The following is a 20,934-nucleotide window of genomic DNA, read 5'->3' as shown; positions in this document are numbered from 1 at the left end:
ATTGCCCAGGATTAATGGTAATATATTACGAGTTAAGGGCTCTAGCCTGTAATTATGAACAAGTTGGGAGGTTACCCACTATGCGTGTACACATCACTTTAGAATGTACAGAATGCCACGAACGCAATTACTTATCCAGCAAGAACCGGCGTAATAACCCGGACCGGGTTGAATTTAAGAAATACTGCCCGCGTGATCGGAAAGTAACTTTGCATCGTGAAACTAAGTAAGGTACGGGCGAGAGTCCGCACCTTTTTTTGTTGAATTTTTCTATGGATTGAGGGGGTAGGCCCATGATCACTAAAAAACACTTACGTCAACAAACGATTCGGGCGTTGATGGCAATGCCTGCCGATCAGCGGCAACAAGCTACACGTGACCTGCACCAACAATTATGGTCATCGTCAGCTTGGCAACGGGCCAAAACGGTGGCCACCACCATTAGTGGTGATTTTGAATTAGCAACGGCGCCTATTATTGCCCGTGCACAAGCCGAGGGAAAAACGATAGCCGTTCCCACGACGCTTCCTAATCGACAGATGGCGTTCCATGTTGTTGATAATCAAACAAATTTTGCCACCAGTTCTTTTGGCTTGCAGGAGCCTACGAATGGGGAGATTATTGCCCCAGCTACATTCGATTTACTAATTGTTCCCGGGCTAATCTTTGCAGCGTCTGGTGAACGGTTGGGATTCGGCGGTGGTTATTATGACCGTTATTTGGTGAAAACGACAGGGACTAAGGTCGCTTTAGCGTTGCCAGCACAATGGGTAGCAACGCCGACGTGGCCAGTGGCCGAATATGATGTATTATTAGATGAGATCTTTCAGGTCACACCATAAGGAAGGAGCCTAACGGTGGCAAACTTTAAATACCGATTACGAAATTTGAACCAGACACCCTATATGACGACTGGATTAGTTGTCATTATGGTGTTAGTCTTTATTGCGATGACGTTAGCTGGTGGTAGCACTAGTCTAAATGTTTTGGTCGCTTTTGGTGCGAAGGTCAATCCGCTGATTCAGCAGGGTCAGTGGTGGCGGCTGATTACGCCGATGTTTCTGCATATTGGGTTTACCCACATCTTCTTAAACATGGTGACGTTATACTTTGTGGGGACCCAGTTGGAGGCGGCTTTTGGTCATGCACGGTTTCTAATGATCTTTTTAGTGGCTGGAATTGGTGGAAATGTTGCCAGTTTTTGTTTTTCAAATAGTTTGTCGGCTGGCGCCAGTACCGCTATTTTTGGTCTATTTGGGGCGTTTATGATGCTTGGGGAATCTTTTTGGCAAAATCCAGTTATTCGCCAGTTAGCTCGGACCTTTTTGGCCTTTGTGGTGATGAATATCGCCTTTGATTTGTTTACACCAGGAATTGATTTAGCTGGTCACCTAGGTGGGTTAATCGCTGGATTTCTGGTAGCGTATACAGTTGGTGTTCCCCAAATTGGTCGAGTAAGCGCGACCAAACGTGTTGTTGCAACGGTTGTCTTGATTTTGGGATTGGTCTGGTTATATTTACACGGAATGGCGCAGTAAGCGGCGAAAAGTCTCGTGCAATTTCATGGAGGTTGTGGCACAATGAAAACGTTATATGATGTTCAGCAGCTACTTAAAAACTTTGGTATTTATGTGTACGTTGGCAAGCGTCTTTGGGACATTGAAGTGATGGCTTTGGAACTTGATCACCTGCATCAAGCGCGGGTAGTCGATGATAAGGTTTTTGTTTCGGCCAAACTTGTGCTCACGCATGAACACCGCTTAGAAGAACAACGAGCAAAATTCAAGCATCAATCCATTGGAGGGATTTAGCGTTATGGCACGGAATTTAATTGGAATCGATTTAGGTGGGACTACCACTAAAATGGCCTTTCTATCACTGGCTGGAGAAATCTTGACCAAGTGGAGTATTCCAACTGATATCGCCGACGAGGGGAGCCACATTGTTCCAAACATTATCGACTCGATCAGTCAACACATTACGAACTCAGAATTCAGTAAAGACGATTTCTTGGGTATCGGGATGGGGACGCCGGGTTCAGTAGATATTGAGAATGGGACCGTTATTGGTGCCTTTAACCTGAACTGGAAAAAGCGGCAACAGGTTCGTGACCAAATTCAAGCGGGCTTGGGGCTTCAGTTTATTTTGGATAATGATGCTAACGTGGCGTCATTAGGCGAGTACTGGAAAGGTGCTGGCGAAAAGGATAGCGATGTGGTCTTTGTAACCCTGGGAACGGGTGTCGGCGGTGGTGTTATCGCTGGCGGCCACCTCTTGCACGGGATTAACGGCGGGGCCGGTGAATTGGGTCACGTAACCGTTCAACCGAATGGCTATCTATGTACTTGTGGCAAACGTGGGTGTTTGGAACAATACGCTTCCGCAACCGGGGTTGTCCACGTTGCCGCCGATATGGCTAAGGACTTTATGGGAACTTCCCGATTGAAAGAAATGGAAGACAACCAGGAAAGTGTGACGTCAAAGATGGTCTTTTATCTAGCCGATAATGGGGACATCTTGGCAAACCAAGTGGTTGACCGGGTCACATTTTATTTAGGGTTGGCTTTGGCCAACGTTGCCAACATTTTAAATCCAGCTAACATTATTATTGGTGGTGGGGTTTCTAATGCTGGGAACACGTTATTACAACCAACGACGCGGTATTTCCAAGAAAATGCCTTTCCAGCAGTTCGGGATTCAACCAAACTGCGATTGGCTCAACTTGGAAATGATGCAGGGGTCATTGGCGCGGCATCGCTCGCTTTACGATTCCAAAAAACGAATTAAGAGAAACAGGTTTAGGAAGGACGATTTAGTTTGGTAATTGCTGCAGAAATCTCGGGATGGACGGTCTACATGATCGTACTGATTGTTTTACTTATCGTGTGGGGTGGCTGGTCGTTAACAACGGTGATGCGTCGAAATCGCGTTGCCAAGCTAATTGACGAAGCAACATTCCAAGAAGGACAACGTAAGGCCCAGGTGGTTGATTTACGTGAGAAAAAGGATTTTGATGCGGGTCACATCTTAGGCGCCCGTAACATTCCTTATTCGACGTTTAAGGCCTACCACACGCAATTGCGAGCTGACTTACCCGTTTACCTATATGATCAAGGGAAGTCACTGAGCACACGCGCAGCGATTCTCTTAGGTAAAGAAGGCTACACGGATATTTCGATCTTAAAAACCGGCTATGCTCGCTGGGATGGTAAAACCAAAAAAACTAAAGACTAAACAAAAAGGTCCGGAAAAATTTCCGGACCTTTTTTGGTGGCTAAATTACCCATGGTGGGCAGCGTGACTTTTTCGGTTAGCTAACTTGCGGTTTTCTTCAAACCGAGCTTCTTGGTCTTCGATAGGTTGAACGACTTTTTTCTTAAAAGAAAAAACTGCGCCGGCAACCGCACTAGCCGTAGCGACAACGCCAAACAAAACGCCTTTGGTGAAGTTCTTCATAACATTCGACTCCTTCTATCGTGGGATTTTGATTATCCGCTTCCATTATGCTTGTTTTTTGATGAAATTGCTAGCGATTTACAGCGAAATGCGGGGATTCTGTGGTAATCTTACTAGTAGGATTTGGGAGAAAGGACTGACGTGGGTGTTTAAACGACAAACGACACAGGTGATTGCACACCGAGGAAGTAAAGGCACACGACCGGAAAATACGTTGTTGGCATTTCAAGCGGCATTGGATGCGGGTGCCGATGGTATTGAAACTGACGTGCAGTTGTCGCGTGATGGTCAGATGGTTATCATGCATGATGAAAAGGTTGATCGGACGACTAACGGTAGCGGATTAATTAAAGATCTGACGTTGGCGCAATTGAAACAGTTAGACGCTGGTAGTCATTTTGGACGGGAATTCGCGGGCACCAAGATTCCAACGCTGGATGAAGTGATTCAACTCTTAATTGCCGACCATTTTTCGGGCGTGTTTAACTTGGAACTGAAAACAAATAAGATCCCGTATCCAGGGATTGAACAGCAATTAGCGACGTACTTTACTCAACAACCTGTGCCGTTTCGGTTAGTCTTTTCAAGTTTTCGCGCGCAGTCATTAATTACGCTACGAAAACTGTACCCACAGGCGGAGTATGCGAAATTATTTAAAACGGCAGGCCGTCAGGCGAAACAAATGGAGCGCCACCAACAAGTCGCGGGGCTCCATCCGGATATTCGATGGGTTAAGGCGCACCGCTTTTGGTTACCGCATATGCAACTACGGCCGTGGACGGTAAATAGCCCGGCAGACATGGCGTATTGTTTCCGTCGCCACTTTGCGGGCATCATTACGGATTATCCGGCACGGGCGGTTGCATTAAGAGAAAAAATACAGGGAAGTGAACGGGTATGATTAAAGTTGTGGCAGTTGTGGGTCCCACGGCAGTCGGTAAAACAGCACTGGCCATTAAATTAGCCCAAGTCCTTAATGGTGAGATTATCTCAGGAGATTCTATGCAGGTTTACCGGCATCTGGATATCGGTACTGCCAAAGCAACGGCCGCGGAACAAGCGCAAGCGCCCCATCATCTGATTGATATTCAGGATGTCGATCAACAATTTACGGTCGCTCAGTTCGTTGCGGCGGCTCAGCCATTAATCCAAGCGATTCATGAGCGGGGGCATTTGCCAATTGTAGCTGGGGGGACCGGTTTTTATTTACAGGCCCTATTTGATGGCTTGAAATTAGGAGCCGACGCACCAGGTGACCCGCAGATTCGTGAGCACCTCCGGCAAATAGCAGTCGAACAAGGACCACAAATCTTGTGGCAACAATTGGCGGCTCAAGATCCCGTTGCGGCTAGTAAGATTCCACCAACAAATATTCGGCGGACGGTCCGGGCGCTGGAAGTCATTCAAGTTACGGGACAGTTATTTTCTCATCAGCAAAATGCGGGTCCCCAATACGATGAATATTATATTGGGCTGAATACAGCGCGACCGCTCTTGTATGAACGGATTAATCAGCGCGTTGATAACATGGTGCAAGCGGGGTTGCTAGATGAAGTTCGTTGGTTAGCTAAGCGCGGTGGGGCAACACTGCCGGCGGCAAGCGGAATTGGTTATCGGGAGTTATTACCGGTTCTTGACCAACCGGAAAAACTTGCAGCGGCAATTGACCAGATTAAGCAGGACTCACGTCATTATGCCAAACGCCAGCTGACTTGGTTCCGACACCAAACAACTGCGAACTGGTATGATTTAGTGCAGCATCCAGAAGTTGATGCTCAGATTTTACAGGATGTGTCGGCGTGGTTAACCGAAAAGAACTAAAGAATTTCTAACAATCCGTTGCTTATGTCAGAAAACCTAACATGAATTCTTGACGTCAGCTGTCAACGTGGTATGATAACAGCATAGTTTGAAGGGGGCGGTAGTGGTGAAAGAAAAAGAATTACGGCGATCATTAGCAGTTTTGCCGATCGGAACGGTGATGAAGCTGACTAATTTGACGGCGCGACAGATTCGCTACTACGAAGCCCAGGCGTTGGTTTTTCCTGAGCGTAATGATGGTAATCGGCGAATGTATTCATTGAATGATGTTGACCGATTACTGGAAATTAAGGACTACTTGGCTGATGGCATTAATATTGCTGGAATTAAGGCAATTTATGACCAGCAACACCAAGCCGCTCAGCAAAAAGCAGCGGCTCAGCGACAGCCATTGACAGATGAAGACGTGCGGCGAATCTTGCAAGACGAGTTCATTCGTCAAGGCGGGCTGGGCCATCCAACACCAGGAATACAGCAACAGCGGCCGCTTTAAGATATTGATGAGACGAGACAAATACGCAGGGAGCGATTTTGATGGCAAAACCGGAATATTCTAAAGATGACATTCGACAGATGGCAAAAGACGAAAACGTCAAATTTTTACGGTTAATGTTTACAGACCTATTTGGAACGATTAAGAACGTTGAAGTCCCAATTAGTCAACTAGGCAAGTTATTGGATAATAAGTTGATGTTTGATGGGTCTTCAATTGACGGGTTCGTTCGGATTGAGGAAAGTGATATGTATCTTTATCCTGACTTGTCGACGTGGATGATCTTCCCATGGAGTACGGAACGGGGAAAGATTGCTCGTGTCATCTGTGAGGTTTACACAACTGAAGGCAAACCATTTACGGGTGATCCGCGGAATAATTTGATCCGGGTGTTAGATGATATGCGTAAAGCCGGTTTTACGGACTTTAACATTGGACCAGAACCTGAATTTTTCTTGTTTAAGATGGACGAAAACGGTAAACCGACGACGGAACTTAACGATAAGGGGAGCTACTTTGATATGGCTCCAATGGATTTAGGTGAAAATTGCCGGCGTGAAATTGTTCTGACCTTGGAAGAAATGGGCTTTGACGTTGAAGCAGCGCACCATGAGGTTGCTCCTGGTCAACATGAAATTGATTTCAAATATGCCGATGCGTTAACCGCGGCAGATAACATTCAAACGTTTAAACTGGTGGTAAAGACCATTGCACGGAAATATGGGTTGTATGCGACCTTTATGCCGAAGCCATTGGCCGGAATTAATGGATCTGGTATGCATTTGAATATGTCCTTATTCCATGATCAAGGCAATGCCTTTTATGATAAAAATGGTGAAATGGAATTGTCTGAAGACGCCTATCATTTCTTAGGCGGACTGCTGAAACACGCGCGGAGTTTTACAGCAATCTGTAACCCAATCGTGAACTCGTATAAGCGGTTAGTTCCTGGCTATGAAGCGCCGGTCTATGTTGCTTGGTCTGGCTCTAACCGGTCGCCATTAATCCGAGTTCCTAATTCACGGGGACTGTCGACCCGACTAGAAGTTCGAAGCGTTGACCCAGCTGCTAATCCATATTTGGCGATTGCCGCCGTACTTGAAGCGGGCTTGGATGGCTTACGGAATAAGTTAGAACCACGTGAAGCGATTGACCGTAACATCTACCGGATGGATGCAGAAGAACGGCAGGAAAATCACATTACCAATTTGCCAGATACGTTACACAATGCGTTGAAGGACTTGGCGGCTGATGATGTGATGCGTAATGCGATGGGGGATCACTTATACCAAAGCTTCATTGAAGCCAAAAACTTAGAGTATAACTCTTATCGAACTCAGGTTTCCGAATGGGAACGCGATCAATATCTAGAACTTTATTAAAAATTAGCACGTCAAGACTGGTCGTCACTTAAATAGTTGATGACCAGTTTTTAGTATACAGCGGCGGATTACTTATCGTTAATTTGCCGGATCGTGTAAATGACGAATGAACCCCGCAATAATAAAAAATTAAGGATTTTCCAACAAAACTTCACGCAAACTGCTTTATTCTGAACGGATTTTTGGTAACATGAACGTATAACCAAATGTTCACGGCAAGCGCTAGGGAACATCAGAATGAGGGATAAATTCATGGAAAATCAAGAACAACAAGCTAGTGCAGCCGACGTGTTAACACAGGCGATCGCCAGTAAATTAGATTATTTAAGCACGTTACAAGCGGCAGTACAGCACAATGATGATCGAAAGGTTTATGAATTGCTTGATGAAGGGCGGTATTACCAAGAGGTCAAGAAGACTCGGTCACCGCGAGCCGTTAATCACCTCGCTGAATTAGTCGACAATATTCACCCCCAAATCAGCCATTATTTGAGTGACAATTTAATTGATTACTTGGGACATATTTACCCATTTTTCTACTACGAAGAATATACAACCGGCTTGTTCCATATTTACTTTGGTAACTGGTGGGACCGGCGATTATTTGGCGATTTAGATGTTATAAATGTGCAATTCCAGTTTGATGAGACGGAATATCAAAAGCTACGTGACTCTTTTGCGTTGGAAGCCCAAAATCAACGCCTGAATACGGCCAAGATTGAGTCAATCTCCGCGCAAAGTGAGGAACTACAACAATTGGTCAATGCCCAGACGCAACGTGACAACCAAAAGGCGGAGTTACGGGAACAGTTAAAGGAAAATAGTTCCAAGAGTAGTATGCCTTGGGATTCTGGCAAACTCAAGGAAGAACGCCAAGCTATTATTGACCAACTAACCAAGCTGGCTGATGAAGATGAACGGGCCTTAAATGCCCACAAGACGATTAAAGAAAATGATGATCGAATTTTGGTTTTGTCTAAGGAAGACACGATTTTAAATTATGAAAAGCAAAGTATTCGGGATGCTTTCGATGATTTTGAACATTTCGAAGCACACAATGCCAGCCTGTATGCCGACTACATCAATAGCTTAATTGGCAAAAGTGAGGTGACGATCGATGATTAACGAGAATGATCCATCGACGTTGACTACCAGTGGTCGTTTATTAAACTATAACAATGCAATTAAGGATGGCTTGCAAACGGGGCTACGCTTTACGGAATTAATGGATCAACTGATCAAGACCACGGATCCTGATGAGTTAGTCACAGCTGCAACAGAATTGGCTGATTTTACGTTAGATTCTGACTTCGTCACGTTCCCCCATCAATATAGTCATGCTGACTATTATCTTCTCTTTATGTCGCGGATGTTGGAACTCCATGACCAAGGTAAACATGTGATTTTACAGTCGCGTGATCACCATGAAGAATTGACTCAGCAACTAACCCCATTAGGCGATCGGGGAACGTTCAACTTTCGGGTAGAGACATCAGAAAATGGCGGTGTTTACTACCGGGAACGGGCGACAGGACAGTCCTTGTTCTATTTGAATTTGGAACGGAAAATGTTCCGGTTTAACAGTCATGCTTTGACTCAGTTATTTATCATTGATTTACATGATTCCGTACCGGCCGATACGATTAAGGCCTCGGTTGGTATTTTGGTTGATTTTGCGCGCTACCTAAAAGAAGACTATGGTTACTCCGTGGACTTCAATATTTTGGATGCGGCTAACCGTCAAAACTATGCGGTTCGGTCGACCGACCTACCAGCCGGTGTTGTTGATCGCCTATTTGTGATGGCTGCGCAAAATGATTATATGTTAACCAATGGCGTCAACGGTAATGGTGCAGAAATTGCGTTAGGCCGTGGCATTGTGGTTGATATTTTTAACAATCAGTTGGAAGGCCAGCCTGAATGGGTGTTGACAGTTCACGATGATGACCAGAAGATTTCATGGTTTGATGTTTTGCTACGTTTCGACTTTATGCGAGATTGGTATTTGGAAAACTTAACAGAGTTAGAAATTACCTCAGATCCATTGATTTTCGGTTAGAAGGGAGTCTAATCGTGCTAGAATTGGCTAAATTAGTGCGGCAATCGATTGCGCTAGATGAACAGATTACACGAGACCGTGACATTGAAATGTCGCGGCAGCAGCAAATTGAAAATGCCTACGTTGCCTTAGATGTTGAATTGGCAGAAGTTGCCAACACGTCTGAATGGTTTAAAGTTTGGAAAACCCATCGTGGTAAAGCCGATGCGGGACAAACGCCAATGGAAACGTTGCTAACAGAATATACGGATGCAATGGATTTCTTCTTTTTAGTCTCAGCTAAGAAAACGTGGACCCATCTCATTATGCTGAAAGAAGAAGACCTCGTAACGTTAGAAAAGAGCCGACCGGCCAAGGATTTAGATCAACAGTATTTGATCTTAAAGCGGATGCTATTCAATAGTCATTTTGCCCATCGTCAAGAAGACTTTCGTCACGCGTGGCGCTTGTTTTTGAAGTGGGGGCTGGTTGATTTTGGTTTTACGCAGGATCAAATCCAAGCAGCTTACGAGGCTAAACGGCAAATTAATTTGGATCGACAAGCAAATAATTATTAGCAAATGGGGGCTAGTTCGAGTTTTCGGACTAGCCTTTTGTTAGGAAAGGCGTGAAGAATCATCAGTCAGCCAACAGATCCACGGGTTGTCCGCACCAACGAACGCTTACGTCAGGCATTAAGCACGCTATTACAAGAAATGTCGTTCAAACAGGTGTCGGTCCAAAAGCTCACTCAGGCGGCAGCAATTACACGGGGAACTTTTTATCTGCATTATCAGGATAAAGCTGATTTTTTAGCTCAGACTGAGCAGCAGGTTATTGATGAATGGTTAGCGGCCGGCAAAACCTTACTGGCACCATACGGTCATCCAGTGAATGGTTTTGCGTTAGGCCCAGCACTTCGATATGTGGATGACCATCATCAGATTTTGATGGTGTTACTCCAACCACAGTTCGCCCATTTTCGTACGCAGTTACAGCAACGTTTGGAACAAGAACTACTAGTATTTAGTCAACAGCTACCGCAGTCAAATGTGCCAACGTCACCATTAGACGTACAAGTGAGCTTTTTGGCAACGGGATTCATTGGGGTGATTGATCACTGGTTAGCAGATGATCGGCGTTATCGCCCGGATTATTTGGCTCAGGCGTTTCAGCAATTGCTACCACTGGAAAGTCTCCCGGTAGCGGCCTGGTTTGCGCCAATTAATCCGGAAAAACGCTGACAATAAAAAAGACTTGACGGTTTGCTGCCTATCAAGTATAATTTTCATGTTGTATTTGTGGACTTCCACAGCTGCAACCGCTCGGAACGAGTTTAAGTTTTCCGCTTGCGGAGCACTTGTCTTCGGCGAGTCTAAGTCTAAAATTATAAGGAGGTGCACATTCATGTACGCAATTATTGTAACTGGCGGCAAGCAGTACAAGGTCGAAGCAGGCCAAGCTGTTTACGTTGAAAAGTTAAATGTTGAAGCTGGTGAAAAGGTTACTTTTGACCAAGTTGTCTTTGTCGGTGGCGATACGCCTAAGATCGGGACACCAACTGTTGCGGGTGCGACTGTTACTGGGACTGTTGAAAAGCAGGGCTTGGAAAAGAAGGTCGTTACTTTCAAGTACAAGGCCAAGAAGGGCCAACACACGAAGAAGGGTCACCGTCAACCATATACCAAGGTTGTCGTTGATGCTATCAACGCCTAAAGCCTAAAGATTAGAAGGGGCGATCTCGATGATTCATGCGACGTTCCATCATGGAACTAACCGAATCGATTCATTCCAAATCACCGGTCATGCCGATTCTGGCGAATATGGCCAAGATATTGTTTGTGCTGCGGTTTCGGTGCTTGCGATCACGACTGTTAATGGCTTACAACGAATCGCTCAGATTCCGGTGCAAGTCGACAATCATGATCAGGAAGGTGGCTTTCTGGAAGTCCACCTCCCACCAAAGCTGGAAGCAACGGCCGAATTAAAGGGACAGACACTCCTCCAGAGTTTTGCGGATGGGTTACGAGATGTTGCCAACAATTACGCGGATTTTGTTGAATTCGCTGAAACCAACAATTAAATTTGCGGAGGTGAAACTTATGCTGATGAACATGAACTTACAATTCTTCTCTCACCATAAAGGTGGTGGGTCCACTGCTAACGGTCGGGACTCTGCTGGTCGTCGTCTTGGGACGAAGGCTGCTGATGGTTCAACTGTAACTGGTGGTTCAATCCTTTACCGTCAACGCGGTACGCACATTTACCCTGGGGTCAATGTTGGCCGTGGTGGTGATGATACGTTGTTTGCCAAGGTTGCTGGCGTCGTTAAATTCGAACGTCTTGGCCGTGACAAGCGTCAAGTATCTGTTTACCCAGTTGCCGAAGAAGCAGCTAAATAACACGAGGTTTTCCTCGTACGACTGAAGAGCTTGAGGCGAGACCAATTCGCTTTGGGTTCTTCTTTTTTTCGGAAAATTAGATCGGGGGGTTGGGTCAATGGCGACACGAGTTGAACGGCTACAGGCGCTATTTGCGCCACTGAGCATTGATAGTTTTTTGGTGTCTTCACCTAGTAATCAGCAATATTTGGTTGGCGCTAGTGTGATGTCTGGTGATGGCTACTTATTGGTGACGGCTAAACGAGCGGTTTTTATCACGGATGCACGTTACCAAACGGAATTGACCCAGGTGATACCCCAAATACCGTTAGTGATTACGCGGAGCTACTTGCAAGCCGTTAATGATGTCTTAGAGGCCGATGGTGCAACCGTATTGGGGATTGAGGATCAGCTAACTATTCGTGAGTTCGAGTGGTTAGATGAGCACTTAATGACCGATATCGTCCCACTGGCCGATGTGGCTGATGAGTTACGACAGGTAAAAGAAGCGGATGAGCTAGCGGCTATTCGGCGCGCTACGCAATTAACTAGTGCTGGATTAGAGGCGTTATTTACGGTACTAAAGCCGGGGATGACGGAGCGTCAAGTTGCTCAATGGCTTGAACAGTGGATGCAAGAACATGGGGCTACTGGGACCAGTTTCCCGACTATTGTGGCCAGTGGTGTCCGTTCGGCTTGGCCTCACGGGCAGGCAAGTGATAAACAGCTCGCTACCGGTGAGCTGGTCACGATTGACTGTGGTTTTTACGTGGACGATTACACATCCGACGTTACCCGTACGGTGGCGTTGGGCGATCCGGGATCAGAATTGAAAGCGGCTTACCAAGCAGTTCAAGCAGCACAATCCGCCATTGTGGCTGCCGTTGCCCCCAGTGTAACGGGCGATGAATTAGATCGGATTGGTCGCGACTTTTTGACAGAACGAGGCTACGGTGAGGCGTTTATTCACGGAACGGGTCACGGAATTGGGCTAGATATTCACGAAGGCCCTAATATTGGTCGTGGTTGGCCAGATGTCATGAAGGCTAATGAAGTCATTACGATTGAACCTGGTGTTTATTTGGCCGGCCGGGGTGGTATCCGGATTGAAGACGATATCTTGGTCACATCAGATGGTCACGAAGTCTTAACTACCGTGCCACGGAATTTAATTATTCTGTAAATGGCACCCCTGTCTTGCTTTTTAGGGGTAAGAATTGATATTATAAAGAGGACATATTTTAGGAGGCTATAACATTATGGCAATTTCTACTGCTGATTTTAAAAACGGTTTAACCATCGAAGTTGATAACGCAATTTGGCGGATCATTGAGTTCCAACACGTCAAGCCTGGTAAGGGTGGCGCTTTCGTTCGTTCAAAGCTTAAGAACTTACGGACTGGTGCTGTTCAAGAAAAGACTTTCCGTGCCGGTGCTAAGATGGAACGGGCGGATATTCAAACGCGTAGCATGCAATATCTATATGAAGATGGTGATAACCGGGTCTTCATGGATACCGACAACTTTGAACAAATCGAAGTACCCGAAGAACAAATCAAGGATCAACTTTCATACTTACAAGAAAATATGAATGTTGATTTGGTTCAATTTGGCTCAGAAGTTCTCGGCATTGAAGTACCTAACACGGTTGTCCTAGAAGTTACGGCAACTGAACCTGGTATTAAGGGGAACACCGCTTCTGGTGGTTCTAAGCCAGCAACGATGAACACCGGCTTAGTCGTTCAAGTCCCATTCTTCGTTAATGAAGGCGACAAGCTCTCCATCAACACAACTGACGGGACGTATATTTCTCGCGCCTAGGTTATCACACGTTTAAGTAAGGGAGGGTCAATGAATGGCGGAAGATACTAACATTATTTTAGAATCTAAAGAACCAGCTTTGGGCAAGATTGAGGTGGCACCGCAAGTCCTAGAAATTATTGTAGGGATTGCTGCTAGCCAAACCGAGGGTGTTGCCCGGATGCGTGGCTCTTTGGCCAATAGCGTCACGGAATTATTTGGTCGCAAGGAACAACATGGCAAGGGCGTGAAACTGGTCTTTGACGGCGACGAATTGGCAGTTGATGTGTACGTTTATTTGGACTACGGGGTTGCAGTTCCTAAGGTTGCCTTGGCCATTCAGGATAGCGTTAAGCAACAATTGCTGTTCATGACGGACCTCGATTTGCGTGAAGTTAACGTTCACGTGGAAGGCGTCATTCCCGAAAAGACGGCGCAACAGGTTGACCCTGATAACCTGTTCAACCAGACCGATGAAGGAGACAGTGACCAATAGTGACACTTACACGACATCAAATTCGGGAACGGGCATTTCAAATGTTGTTTGCATTAAATGCCAATCCTGAAGCCGATCATGATGCGTTATACCAACGTGTTTTGACGGATGACCCGAACCAACTTGTTCCCGTGCCAGACTATTTGGCAACTTTAGTGAATGGCGTTTTGGCCCATCAGAGTGAACTAGATGCGCAAATCGACCAGTACTTGAGTACCGGATGGCAGTTGAAGCGAATTGCGAAGACTGATTTAGTCATTTTACGCATGGCATTTTATGAAATTGAGCATGTGGACGATGTCCCTAATCGTGTAGCTGTTAACGAAGCCTTGGAACTTGCCAAGAACTTTAGCGACGATCGTTCTCGTCGTTTTATCAACGGAGTGTTAGCGCACACGTTGGATGACGAAACCGACACACAAGCTTAATTGATCAAACCGTTTGCTGGTAATGAGCAAGCGGTTTTTTTTAGTTGTCAGGGAGAATGTGTGATTTAACCATTAGCGGCATTCCCGTTTTCAGAGTAACTATGCTAAAATGGAAGATAATTTTAAAACACAGTGGGAGGACGCGCTTTATGACGACCATCATTGACGGAAAGCAGATAGCAAAAGACCTAAATGCGCAAACAGCTACACGAGTTTCGGCACTTAAGAAACGTGACATCGTACCAGGATTGGCCGTTATTGTGGTGGGGGATGATCCTGCCAGTGCCATCTATGTTCGTAATAAGCATAAGAAAGCTTTGAAATTAGGGATCAAGTCAGTTGTTCGGGAGCTACCAGCCACGACAACCCAGGCGGAATTGACACAAATCGTTATGGCGTATAACGCTGATCCCACGATTCACGGTATTCTGGTTCAGTCGCCATTACCGGCAGGACTGGATGAACAAGCAATTGTAGCGGCGATTGATCCCCAAAAGGATGTCGATGGGTTTCATCCCTTAAATGTTGGCCGGCTATTTGCTAACTTACCCGGAAAGTATCCCGTATCGTGCACGCCTCGTGGAATTATGACCATGTTAGCGACTTTGCCCATGCACTTGCGCGGAAAACGAGCAGTTGTGGTGGGGCGTAGTTTAATTGTGGGTCGGCCAATGGCTGCGATGCTCCTGAATGCTGATATGACGGTTAGCGTGGCTCACGTGCATACCCAACACTTGAGTGATTTAACACGCACAGCTGACGTACTCGTTGTGGCAACGGGCGTGACTCATCTGATTAAGGCGACTGATGTGAAGCCGAGTGCAGTCGTTATTGATGTCGGGATGGATCGCGATGAGAATGGCAAATTGACTGGGGATGTTGATTTTGACAATGTCGCACCACGAGTGGCCGCGATTACACCAGTCCCCGGCGGCGTTGGCCCAATGACAATTGCGACTTTGATGCAACAAACGGTCGACTTATGTGAGTGGAGTGAGCAACGTGGCAACAACTGATTATTTAACGGTCACAGCACTGACCCAATATTTAAAGCGCAAATTTGATGTGGACCCGTATTTGGGTAAAGTTTATCTAACCGGTGAAATTTCAAATTTTCGGTTACGACCACATGCGCATCAGTATTTTAGTTTGAAGGATGACCACGCTAAAATTAGTGCGATTATGTTTAAATCAGCATTTGAAAAATTAAAATTCACGCCGGAAACGGGCATGAAAGTCTTAGTTACGGGGCGAATTTCACTGTATGAACCCAGTGGTAGTTACCAAATCTATGTGGAACGAATGGAGCCAGATGGTGTTGGTCAGTTGTATCAAGCCTATGAACAGTTAAAGCGCAAATTAGCCGCAGAAGGCTTGTTCACCGCACCTAAACGGCCATTACCCCGTTTTCCTAAACGAATTGCGGTGGTGACCAGTCCTAGTGGGGCAGTCATTCGTGATATTATCACCACGACCCGGCGACGGTTTCCCATCGTACAGATTGTCTTGTATCCGGCGGTTGTGCAGGGAGATGCGGCGGCCGATGATATTGTTCGGCAGATTCAACGGGCGAATGCGGCTCAGTCATTTGACACGTTGATTATTGGTCGTGGTGGTGGCTCAATTGAAGATTTGTGGCCATTTAATGAAGAACGGGTGGCCCGAGCGATTGCAGCGAGCCAACTCCCGGTCATTTCGTCGGTGGGTCATGAGACAGATACGACCATTGCAGATTTGGTGGCAGATGTCCGGGCGGCGACTCCGACGGCGGCAGCTGAGCTGGCAGTGCCCGTTCTTAGCGATGAGTTGCTCAAGTTACAGCAGCAGCGAACCCGGCTTTTAAATGCCATGGCTAATCGCATTAATTTTCAGCAAGAACGACTCAATAAGTTAATGACGGCTTATGTTTTCCGGCAACCACAACGGTTATATGAAACGTACGTACAGCGGCTTGATCGGGCACAACAGGCGCTGGGGCGGAATATGCAAGACCTAGTTACCCAACGGCAACAGCAGTTCCAGTTAGCTCAGCAGGCCTTAGCTAGCCGATCACCGTTGGCTCGGGTTCAACGCAATCAACTAGTGGTGCAACAAACGGCAACGCGGTTAGCAACGGAGGCTCGACGGTATGTGACCGCTAAACAAGAACACGTGGGTCAGCTGATCAATGGCTTGGATTATTTGAGTCCGTTAAAAATCATGGGCCGGGGTTATAGTTATGTGACACAAGATGACCACGTGGTCCGATCCGTTCAGCAATTACAGCCGGGGCCGGCAATGGTCCATCTAAGCGATGGAACGGCCAGCGCAGAGATTAAGACGATTACACCAGCATCGGAGGAAAAGACACATGAGTGAAGAACAACCAACCTTTGAAGAAAATTTAGCTACGTTAGAAACGATTGTCGCTCAGTTGGAACAAGGTGATATCCCGTTGGAACAGGCCTTAACCCAATTTCAAAAGGGCGTGGCTCTGAGTAAGGAGTTACAAACAACCTTGCAGGATGCCGAGAAGACGTTAACGACGATGATGAATGATTCCGATCAAGAGGTGGCTTTTGAAACGCCACAAGGAGGCACGGGTGATGCCGATTAATGCACGGTTAACCGCATTTGAAGATCAATGGGTGCCAGCATTAAATGCACCGTTAAAGCAGGCCATCTTGGCCGATAGCCAGGATGCCCAATTAGCGGCGGCAATGACCTATTCAGTTTTAGCTGGGGGCAAACGGCTGCGACCGTTACTAACCGTGGCAACGATGCGGTCGTTGGGCGTGACCTTTGTGCCAGAACGCCATTGGCGACCAGTGATGGCACTAGAGTTGTTGCATACGTATTCGTTGATCCACGATGATTTACCTGCGATGGACAATGATGCATTACGCAGAGGAGAGCCAACTAATCACGTTAAATTTGGAGCTGGTATGGCGACTTTAGCGGGTGATGGTTTGTTGACGCTAGCGTTTCAGTGGTTGACGGCTACTGACCTACCGGCGACAATGCAGGCGGCTTTGGTACAAGCCTTAGCGACAGCTGCTGGTCCTAGTGGGATGGTTGCTGGACAAGCCAAAGATATTCAATCTGAGCACGTTAATTTGCCTTTATCCCAATTGCGTGTTTTGCACAAGGAAAAGACGGGTGCGCTTTTACACTATGCGGTGCAAGCCGGCTTGATTCTAGGTCAAGCACCTGAAGCGCAGTGGCCCGCCTATTTACAATTTGCGGATGCATTCGGCCTAGCTTTTCAAATCTATGACGACATTTTAGATGTGGTCAGTTCACCTGCTGAAATGGGTAAGGCAACGCAAAAGGATGCGGATGAAGCTAAGAATACGTATCCTGGTAAGCTGGGATTGATTGGCGCCAATCAGGCACTAATTGATACGATCCACAGTGGTCAAGCCGCGTTACAAGGCTTACCCACGTCAACTCAGCGGGATGATTTATCGGCTTTCTTCAGTTATTTTGATACGGAACGGGTGAACTAAATGAAAAAAAAGCGGGTTGCGGATCTCTTATTAGAACAGGGCCTATTCACGTCATTAGATGAAGCTAAACGGGCGGTTATGGCCGGTGAGATTCTAGGAAAAAATGAAGAACGGTTGGATAAACCAGGCTCATTAATCCCAATTGATACGGAACTACATTTAAAGGGTCACCCATTGCCCTATGTGTCTCGCGGTGGCTTTAAGTTAGCTAAGGCCTTAGAAGTCTTTAAAATTGACGTCACTGACCGAACTGTTTTGGATATCGGTTCTTCAACGGGTGGGTTTACCGATGTCATGTTACAGAACGGTGCGCAATTGAGTTACGCGCTCGATGTGGGCAGTAATCAGTTAGTTTGGAAGTTACGGCAGGACCCACGGGTCATTGTGATGGAACATACTAATTTTCGGTATAGTCAGTTAGCTGATTTTACGAAAGGTCAACCGACCTTTGCCTCAATTGACGTTTCCTTTATCTCACTCAAGCTTATTCTGCCACCATTAAAACAAATTTTAGCGGTGGGCGGCGATGTCGTGGCCTTGATTAAGCCACAATTTGAGGCTAGTCGTGAGGATGTCGGGAACCATGGAATTGTACGTGACCGCGCGGTGCATGAGCAGGTGGTCCAAACGATCATTGATTTTGCAGTAGCAACGGGATATAGCGTATTGGGCTTAGACTTTTCGCCGATTCGTGGTGGCGAAGGTAATATTGAATTCTTGGTTCACTTACAATCAGTTGATAAACATGCAGTTTGTGCAAATACAGTCTCGGTGGCTGCGACCATTGATGCAGCATATAAAGACCTAAAACACTAGATTATGAGAAATTTATGAGAATTTACTTTCCAAAACCTAAGCTCTGGTATATGATAAGATTATGCATTTTTATCACATAAGGGGGGCTAGGTATGAAGAAGCAAGAACGCCAGCAGCTACTCAAACGATTATTAACATCACGGGAAATTGAACGCCAAGAGGATTTTGTGCGCTTATTAAGTGAAGATGGTATTCACGTCACGCAGGCCACAATTTCACGGGATATCAAAGAGATGCAGCTGGTTAAACTGCCAGCCGAATCAGGTGGGTACCGTTACAGCTTACCCGTCCAGAAAAAGATTGATACACAAAAGAAATTACAGCGAACACTCCAAAATGCCTACATATCCTTTGCTGTGCAAGATCAGTTTACGATTTTGAAGGTGTTACCAGGTAACGGTCCGGTCATTGCGTCTTTACTTGATCAGATGCGGTACGAGTTTGTATTTGGAACGGTGGGTGACGATAGCTCGGTTCTGACGATTTGTGTTTCTCATCAAGGTGCTTTACAATTGGAAAAGACAATCGACCGTATGCTTGCGGATTGATGATTTGAGACCACGACTGACTGACCAGCACATGCTGACGAAGCAGTTGTGGTCTTTTATTCTAGGAGGGCGAAACGTGTTACAAGAATTGTCCATTAAGAATTTTGCCATTATTGACCATTTAGATGTGACTTTTAAGAATGGCATGACGGTACTGACCGGTGAAACGGGGGCTGGTAAGTCCATTATTATTGATGCAGTTGGTTTATTAGCCGGTGGTCGCGGTTCGGCGAATTTTGTACGGACGGGCACTGATAAGGCAGTGATTCAAGGGAGCTTTGTTTTTCCGGCTGATGGGACAACTTACCAGGTCTTAGATGAACTGGGAATTGACCATGATGATGGTAATGTCATCTTACAACGCGAGATTCATCAAAACGGGCGCAATACGTGTCGAGTGAATGGCATGTTAGTCAATACGAATACGTTGAAACGAATTGGCGAGACCGTGGTGGATATTCATGGTCAAAATGAACATCAGGAACTGATGCAACCAGAAAAGCATTTGGGGATGTTGGATGAGTTTGCGGGGGCCAACGTTGCCAAATTACGAACCCAATATCAGAAAATCTATCAACACTACACACAACTGCAGGCGACGCTTGAACACAAGCGAGCCAACGAAAAAGAGTGGGCCCAGCATTTAGACATGCTCCAATTTCAGGTTAAAGAAATTGCGGCTGCGCAGTTACGTTCTGGTGAAGAAGATGAGTTAGTTGCTGAACGAGACCGATTAGATAACTTTCAAAAAATCAATGATGCCTTGCAGCGTTCTCAGGTCATCTTGACCGGTGAGGACGCGGCACCGGGTGCCAATGATCAGATTGGTGAAGCCATGCAGGCGATGCAAGGCATTGCGGATTTTGATCCGGCCTTTAATCAGATTGCTAGTAGCTTAGAAACCGCGTATTATGCGCTAAGCGATGCCGTGGGCGACGTTTCTTCTCAGTTAGACTTATTGGAGTGGGATGAGGGACGCCTTGATGAAATTGAACGGCGATTAGATGTTATCAATCAGCTAAAACGTAAGTATGGCGATTCTGAGGACCAAGTTTTGCGATATTATGATAAAATTGCTGCTGAATTGAAGCAAATGCAGGCGACTGATGAAACGGCTGATGGTTTGGAGAGTCAAGTGGCTGCTCAACAATCGTCGCTATTAAAGCTGGGCGAACAGTTGAGTCAAGGACGCCAGCGAGCTGCGGAACAATTGGAAACCGCCATTCATGGTGAATTAGCGGATCTTTATATGGATAAGACGGTGTTTACTGTTCACTTTACGCGATCAAAGTCCATTTTGAGTACGGGGTTGGATCATGTGGAATTTTATCTGCAAACCAATCCGGGAGAAGCTATGCGGCCACTGGCCAAGATTGCATCCGGTGGGGAATTGTCACGGATTATGTTGGCCCTTAAGACCATCTTTTCCGAGTCACAAGGAATCACCAGCATTATCTTTGACGAAGTAGATACTGGGGTAAGTGGCCGTGTTGCGCAGGCGATTGCCGAAAAAATTAGCGGTATTGCGCGGGCGTCACAAGTTCTATGTATTACGCACCTGCCACAAGTGGCCGCAATGGCGGACCATCATTACTTTATTGCTAAGGAAATCGTGGGTGATCGGACTGAAACGAAATTAGCGCGGCTAAATGAAGCCGATCGCGTTCACGAGCTAGCACGGATGTCAGCGGGGACCCAAGTCACTAAGCTCGCTTTGGAGCATGCTAATGAATTGTTGGCATTGGCCGCAGAAACGAAACAGCAAGCAGATGGTTAAAGGGTTATAAA

The 20,934-nt window shown here is 46.3% G+C and carries 29 protein-coding genes and 1 other annotated feature; of the genes, 28 read left to right on the top strand and 1 reads right to left on the bottom strand.

Annotation, left to right across the window (positions count from 1 at the left end; all coding sequences use genetic code 11):
* Positions 1 to 80 precede the first annotated feature (80 nt).
* The 6 genes from rpmG to FC61_RS03035 all read left to right on the top strand — a co-directional run bounded on the left by rpmG (position 81) and on the right by FC61_RS03035 (position 3,234).
* Entirely contained in the window at positions 81 to 230 is a 150-nt protein-coding gene (gene rpmG / locus FC61_RS12290) for a 50S ribosomal protein L33 (RefSeq protein WP_011667723.1), read from the top strand.
* A 63-nt stretch (positions 231 to 293) separates the two neighbouring features.
* A complete protein-coding gene (locus tag FC61_RS12375) occupies positions 294 to 842 on the top strand; it encodes a 5-formyltetrahydrofolate cyclo-ligase (protein WP_021741201.1) in 549 nt (182 codons plus the stop codon).
* Between the two features lie 63 nt (positions 843 to 905).
* Positions 906 to 1,538: a rhomboid family intramembrane serine protease gene (locus FC61_RS12370; RefSeq protein WP_021741202.1), complete on the top strand. Its 633-nt coding sequence runs from the start codon at positions 906 to 908 to the stop codon at positions 1,536 to 1,538.
* A 42-nt stretch (positions 1,539 to 1,580) separates the two neighbouring features.
* Entirely contained in the window at positions 1,581 to 1,811 is a 231-nt protein-coding gene (locus tag FC61_RS03045) for a YqgQ family protein (RefSeq protein WP_011667720.1), read from the top strand.
* A gap of 4 nt (positions 1,812 to 1,815) precedes the next feature.
* On the top strand, positions 1,816 to 2,787 hold the full coding sequence (locus FC61_RS03040; protein WP_021741203.1) for an ROK family glucokinase: 972 nt from the start codon (positions 1,816 to 1,818) through the stop codon (positions 2,785 to 2,787).
* A 30-nt stretch (positions 2,788 to 2,817) separates the two neighbouring features.
* Positions 2,818 to 3,234 carry a rhodanese-like domain-containing protein gene (locus FC61_RS03035; RefSeq protein ID WP_024855062.1) on the top strand — a complete coding sequence of 139 codons (417 nt, stop codon included), beginning with the start codon at positions 2,818 to 2,820 and terminating at the stop codon, positions 3,232 to 3,234.
* A gap of 45 nt (positions 3,235 to 3,279) precedes the next feature.
* Here FC61_RS03035 and FC61_RS12280 read toward each other — a convergent pair whose 3' ends face one another.
* A complete protein-coding gene (locus FC61_RS12280) occupies positions 3,280 to 3,456 on the bottom strand; it encodes a DUF3042 family protein (RefSeq protein ID WP_011667717.1) in 177 nt (58 codons plus the stop codon).
* Between the two features lie 145 nt (positions 3,457 to 3,601).
* Between FC61_RS12280 and FC61_RS03030 the strand changes: the two genes are divergently transcribed.
* The 22 genes from FC61_RS03030 (at position 3,602) to recN (ending at position 20,923) form a co-directional block, all read left to right on the top strand.
* Positions 3,602 to 4,357, top strand: a complete 756-nt coding sequence (locus FC61_RS03030; protein ID WP_024525349.1) for a glycerophosphodiester phosphodiesterase — start codon at positions 3,602 to 3,604, stop codon at positions 4,355 to 4,357.
* Positions 4,354 to 5,277, top strand: a complete 924-nt coding sequence (gene miaA / locus FC61_RS03025) for a tRNA (adenosine(37)-N6)-dimethylallyltransferase MiaA (RefSeq protein ID WP_021741206.1) — start codon at positions 4,354 to 4,356, stop codon at positions 5,275 to 5,277. The genes FC61_RS03030 and miaA overlap by 4 nt, the downstream gene beginning before the upstream one ends.
* A 106-nt stretch (positions 5,278 to 5,383) precedes the next feature.
* Positions 5,384 to 5,770 carry a MerR family transcriptional regulator gene (locus tag FC61_RS03020; RefSeq protein WP_011667714.1) on the top strand — a complete coding sequence of 129 codons (387 nt, stop codon included), beginning with the start codon at positions 5,384 to 5,386 and terminating at the stop codon, positions 5,768 to 5,770.
* Between the two features lie 41 nt (positions 5,771 to 5,811).
* The gene (gene glnA / locus FC61_RS03015) at positions 5,812 to 7,152 is read left to right on the top strand and encodes a type I glutamate--ammonia ligase (protein WP_021741207.1); all 1,341 of its coding nucleotides are present in this window, start codon (positions 5,812 to 5,814) and stop codon (positions 7,150 to 7,152) included.
* 252 nt (positions 7,153 to 7,404) lie between these two features.
* Entirely contained in the window at positions 7,405 to 8,277 is an 873-nt protein-coding gene (locus FC61_RS03010) for a hypothetical protein (RefSeq protein WP_011667712.1), read from the top strand.
* Positions 8,270 to 9,211, top strand: a complete 942-nt coding sequence (locus FC61_RS03005) for a hypothetical protein (RefSeq protein WP_021741208.1) — start codon at positions 8,270 to 8,272, stop codon at positions 9,209 to 9,211. Before FC61_RS03010 ends, FC61_RS03005 begins: the two co-directional genes overlap by 8 nt.
* A gap of 14 nt (positions 9,212 to 9,225) precedes the next feature.
* Entirely contained in the window at positions 9,226 to 9,768 is a 543-nt protein-coding gene (locus tag FC61_RS03000) for a dUTPase (protein ID WP_021741209.1), read from the top strand.
* A 57-nt stretch (positions 9,769 to 9,825) separates the two neighbouring features.
* Entirely contained in the window at positions 9,826 to 10,434 is a 609-nt protein-coding gene (locus FC61_RS02995) for a TetR/AcrR family transcriptional regulator (RefSeq protein ID WP_306412930.1), read from the top strand.
* 65 nt (positions 10,435 to 10,499) lie between these two features.
* Positions 10,500 to 10,577: a sequence feature (ribosomal protein L21 leader region), on the top strand.
* Between the two features lie 20 nt (positions 10,578 to 10,597).
* A complete protein-coding gene (gene rplU, locus FC61_RS02990; RefSeq protein ID WP_011667708.1) occupies positions 10,598 to 10,906 on the top strand; it encodes a 50S ribosomal protein L21 in 309 nt (102 codons plus the stop codon).
* Between the two features lie 28 nt (positions 10,907 to 10,934).
* Positions 10,935 to 11,273 (top strand): ribosomal-processing cysteine protease Prp, encoded by a 339-nt coding sequence (locus FC61_RS02985; protein WP_011667707.1) that lies wholly within the window; start codon positions 10,935 to 10,937, stop codon positions 11,271 to 11,273.
* A 19-nt stretch (positions 11,274 to 11,292) separates the two neighbouring features.
* A complete protein-coding gene (rpmA, locus tag FC61_RS02980) occupies positions 11,293 to 11,592 on the top strand; it encodes a 50S ribosomal protein L27 (protein WP_011667706.1) in 300 nt (99 codons plus the stop codon).
* 97 nt (positions 11,593 to 11,689) lie between these two features.
* Positions 11,690 to 12,754: a M24 family metallopeptidase gene (locus tag FC61_RS02975; protein WP_021741212.1), complete on the top strand. Its 1,065-nt coding sequence runs from the start codon at positions 11,690 to 11,692 to the stop codon at positions 12,752 to 12,754.
* Positions 12,755 to 12,830: 76 nt separating this feature from the next.
* Positions 12,831 to 13,391 (top strand): elongation factor P, encoded by a 561-nt coding sequence (gene efp, locus FC61_RS02970; RefSeq protein ID WP_021741213.1) that lies wholly within the window; start codon positions 12,831 to 12,833, stop codon positions 13,389 to 13,391.
* A 34-nt stretch (positions 13,392 to 13,425) separates the two neighbouring features.
* On the top strand, positions 13,426 to 13,866 hold the full coding sequence (locus tag FC61_RS02965; protein ID WP_011667703.1) for an Asp23/Gls24 family envelope stress response protein: 441 nt from the start codon (positions 13,426 to 13,428) through the stop codon (positions 13,864 to 13,866).
* Complete coding sequence (gene nusB / locus FC61_RS02960) at positions 13,866 to 14,294, top strand: transcription antitermination factor NusB (protein ID WP_011667702.1); 429 nt, start codon at positions 13,866 to 13,868, stop codon at positions 14,292 to 14,294. The genes FC61_RS02965 and nusB overlap by 1 nt, the downstream gene beginning before the upstream one ends.
* Positions 14,295 to 14,443: 149 nt before the next feature.
* Positions 14,444 to 15,310 carry a bifunctional methylenetetrahydrofolate dehydrogenase/methenyltetrahydrofolate cyclohydrolase FolD gene (folD, locus tag FC61_RS02955; protein WP_035464261.1) on the top strand — a complete coding sequence of 289 codons (867 nt, stop codon included), beginning with the start codon at positions 14,444 to 14,446 and terminating at the stop codon, positions 15,308 to 15,310.
* A complete protein-coding gene (gene xseA, locus FC61_RS02950; RefSeq protein WP_021741216.1) occupies positions 15,297 to 16,652 on the top strand; it encodes an exodeoxyribonuclease VII large subunit in 1,356 nt (451 codons plus the stop codon). Before folD ends, xseA begins: the two co-directional genes overlap by 14 nt.
* Positions 16,645 to 16,890 carry an exodeoxyribonuclease VII small subunit gene (locus FC61_RS02945; RefSeq protein ID WP_011667699.1) on the top strand — a complete coding sequence of 82 codons (246 nt, stop codon included), beginning with the start codon at positions 16,645 to 16,647 and terminating at the stop codon, positions 16,888 to 16,890. The genes xseA and FC61_RS02945 overlap by 8 nt, the downstream gene beginning before the upstream one ends.
* Positions 16,880 to 17,782, top strand: a complete 903-nt coding sequence (locus tag FC61_RS02940; protein ID WP_021741217.1) for a polyprenyl synthetase family protein — start codon at positions 16,880 to 16,882, stop codon at positions 17,780 to 17,782. The genes FC61_RS02945 and FC61_RS02940 overlap by 11 nt, the downstream gene beginning before the upstream one ends.
* Positions 17,783 to 18,598, top strand: a complete 816-nt coding sequence (locus tag FC61_RS02935) for a TlyA family RNA methyltransferase (protein WP_021741218.1) — start codon at positions 17,783 to 17,785, stop codon at positions 18,596 to 18,598.
* A gap of 92 nt (positions 18,599 to 18,690) precedes the next feature.
* Positions 18,691 to 19,146 carry an arginine repressor gene (locus FC61_RS02930; RefSeq protein WP_011667696.1) on the top strand — a complete coding sequence of 152 codons (456 nt, stop codon included), beginning with the start codon at positions 18,691 to 18,693 and terminating at the stop codon, positions 19,144 to 19,146.
* A 76-nt stretch (positions 19,147 to 19,222) separates the two neighbouring features.
* Positions 19,223 to 20,923: a DNA repair protein RecN gene (recN, locus tag FC61_RS02925; RefSeq protein WP_035464263.1), complete on the top strand. Its 1,701-nt coding sequence runs from the start codon at positions 19,223 to 19,225 to the stop codon at positions 20,921 to 20,923.
* Positions 20,924 to 20,934 lie beyond the last annotated feature (11 nt).

Source organism: Levilactobacillus brevis ATCC 14869 = DSM 20054 (genome assembly GCF_001433855.1).
Lineage (GTDB): Bacteria > Bacillota > Bacilli > Lactobacillales > Lactobacillaceae > Levilactobacillus > Levilactobacillus brevis.
This window is presented reverse-complemented; position numbering and strand designations above follow the sequence as displayed.

Bases quoted from the DNA above. Each gene is read 5' to 3' on its own strand.
- rpmG (WP_011667723.1), top strand. From the start codon at position 81: ATGCGTGTACACATCACTTTAGAATGTACAGAATGCCACGAACGCAAT.
- FC61_RS12375 (WP_021741201.1), top strand. From the start codon at position 294: ATGATCACTAAAAAACACTTACGTCAACAAACGATTCGGGCGTTGATG.
- FC61_RS12370 (WP_021741202.1), top strand. From the start codon at position 906: ATGACGACTGGATTAGTTGTCATTATGGTGTTAGTCTTTATTGCGATG.
- FC61_RS03045 (WP_011667720.1), top strand. From the start codon at position 1,581: ATGAAAACGTTATATGATGTTCAGCAGCTACTTAAAAACTTTGGTATT.
- FC61_RS03040 (WP_021741203.1), top strand. From the start codon at position 1,816: ATGGCACGGAATTTAATTGGAATCGATTTAGGTGGGACTACCACTAAA.
- FC61_RS12280 (WP_011667717.1), bottom strand. From the start codon at position 3,456: ATGAAGAACTTCACCAAAGGCGTTTTGTTTGGCGTTGTCGCTACGGCT.
- miaA (WP_021741206.1), top strand. From the start codon at position 4,354: ATGATTAAAGTTGTGGCAGTTGTGGGTCCCACGGCAGTCGGTAAAACA.
- glnA (WP_021741207.1), top strand. From the start codon at position 5,812: ATGGCAAAACCGGAATATTCTAAAGATGACATTCGACAGATGGCAAAA.
- FC61_RS03010 (WP_011667712.1), top strand. From the start codon at position 7,405: ATGGAAAATCAAGAACAACAAGCTAGTGCAGCCGACGTGTTAACACAG.
- FC61_RS03005 (WP_021741208.1), top strand. From the start codon at position 8,270: ATGATTAACGAGAATGATCCATCGACGTTGACTACCAGTGGTCGTTTA.
- rplU (WP_011667708.1), top strand. From the start codon at position 10,598: ATGTACGCAATTATTGTAACTGGCGGCAAGCAGTACAAGGTCGAAGCA.
- FC61_RS02985 (WP_011667707.1), top strand. From the start codon at position 10,935: ATGATTCATGCGACGTTCCATCATGGAACTAACCGAATCGATTCATTC.
- rpmA (WP_011667706.1), top strand. From the start codon at position 11,293: ATGCTGATGAACATGAACTTACAATTCTTCTCTCACCATAAAGGTGGT.
- FC61_RS02975 (WP_021741212.1), top strand. From the start codon at position 11,690: ATGGCGACACGAGTTGAACGGCTACAGGCGCTATTTGCGCCACTGAGC.
- efp (WP_021741213.1), top strand. From the start codon at position 12,831: ATGGCAATTTCTACTGCTGATTTTAAAAACGGTTTAACCATCGAAGTT.
- FC61_RS02965 (WP_011667703.1), top strand. From the start codon at position 13,426: ATGGCGGAAGATACTAACATTATTTTAGAATCTAAAGAACCAGCTTTG.
- folD (WP_035464261.1), top strand. From the start codon at position 14,444: ATGACGACCATCATTGACGGAAAGCAGATAGCAAAAGACCTAAATGCG.
- FC61_RS02945 (WP_011667699.1), top strand. From the start codon at position 16,645: ATGAGTGAAGAACAACCAACCTTTGAAGAAAATTTAGCTACGTTAGAA.
- FC61_RS02940 (WP_021741217.1), top strand. From the start codon at position 16,880: ATGCCGATTAATGCACGGTTAACCGCATTTGAAGATCAATGGGTGCCA.
- FC61_RS02935 (WP_021741218.1), top strand. From the start codon at position 17,783: ATGAAAAAAAAGCGGGTTGCGGATCTCTTATTAGAACAGGGCCTATTC.
- FC61_RS02930 (WP_011667696.1), top strand. From the start codon at position 18,691: ATGAAGAAGCAAGAACGCCAGCAGCTACTCAAACGATTATTAACATCA.